The sequence below is a fragment of the Flavobacterium sp. DW-iso2 genome (genome assembly GCF_058725285.1).
Genome location: NZ_JBZXDY010000063.1, coordinates 1 through 1,381 on the forward strand (window position 1 = coordinate 1; position 1,381 = coordinate 1,381).

Here is a 1,381-nt window from a genome sequence, read left to right on the forward strand (position 1 = left end):
TAGCGCATTCTATGATAAAAAACAAGAAAAAATGTAAAATTTAACAGGCAAATTTATGTGTATTTATGTAGGGAGTTTGTCTGTTAATTACAGAGAAAACGCGGCCAATAATTTTACATTTTACATTGTTTAAAACCAGCATTGCGTTCTTACCTTCACCTTTTTTTCTTTCATAATATTCTTTGAGTTGCGGATCATGTTTTACGGCAACTAAAGCACACATTTGTAATATTGACTTCATTTTTTTATCGGCCATATGATTTACTTTTGTTCGCCCTTTAATACTCGAACCTGAACTATATTCAAAAGGTGCAGTTCCGGCGTAACAAGCAAATTTTCTTGCGTTATCAAAAGCCGTGAATCCTCTTGTTGCAATGAGCATATAAATAGCAGTTTTATCCCCAATACCAGGAACACTTTTAATCAATTCAAATTGATTTTTCAATTCCAATTGATTAGATATTATTGCTTTCATTTCCTTCTCAATAGCTTTTAATGTTGCTTTTAAAAATTTCACCGTTTTATTATTTATTCCTACGATTGATTTGTAAACTTGTTTGGGCATAAAATCAATATTTTCTTTTGTAGCCACAAAAATCTTAAAAGATTTCATCACTTTTTCTCTTTCAGTATAAAGCAATTTTAGCTGTTGAATTACCGTTTCAGGCAAAGTCGAAAGCTTTAGTTTGTCGATATTTCGAATACTATACAAAGCAATATCTTTTGCATCTGCCTTGTCATTTTTACCTCTGGAAATTCCTTTAGATCGTTTGATTTCTATGGCTGGAACTACCCAGAAATCAAGGTTGATTTCAGATAAATGGCTACTCAAAGGAAATGTATAAATACCTGTGTTTTCGCAACAAAACAAAACAGTAGTCAAATCTATTTTCTGTTTTATTAAGTTTTTTAAAATTTCTTTAATACCTTTTAAGTTGTTTTCTACAATGAAATGATTAGTTACATTGGGTGCTTCTTTTTTTAATATAACTACATCTAATTTTGATTTTGAAATGTCAATACCTACGTAAAATAAATAGTTTTTCATAACTTTGAATTTAAGATAAACAAAAATGTTGAACTTCTTTAGAGCCTTTATTAGACCTTGATGTCTATCATTCTATTTGAAGCAATTCAACGGGATTCAAGGAGAAGACAAAGGACTAATGCGCTAAATAAGTCACAAACTTGGCGGATTTGATAGTTCACCTCTGTTTTCCTTTGAATAAATTTAATGTTTTTTTGTCAAATACAAAGTAAAGGCAGAATTGCATTCTGTGCCCACAAATACTGTATCGTCTTAAAATAAATCTAATAAAATAATCGCTAAATCATTCTCTAAAGAAGGCCCGCTACCGCACAAATCCTTTCGTGTGGAATT

General features: G+C 30.6%; 1 protein-coding gene. It reads right to left on the reverse strand.

What is annotated here, in order from left to right; all coding sequences use genetic code 11:
- Window positions 1–40 precede the first annotated feature (40 nt).
- Window positions 41–1,048, reverse strand: a complete 1,008-nt coding sequence (locus AC4PRO_RS18085; RefSeq protein ID WP_492118386.1) for an IS110 family RNA-guided transposase — start codon at window positions 1,046–1,048, stop codon at window positions 41–43.
- Window positions 1,049–1,381: the final 333 nt, after the last annotated feature.

Bases quoted from the DNA above. Each gene is read 5' to 3' on its own strand.
- AC4PRO_RS18085 (WP_492118386.1), bottom strand. From the start codon at position 1,048: ATGAAAAACTATTTATTTTACGTAGGTATTGACATTTCAAAATCAAAA.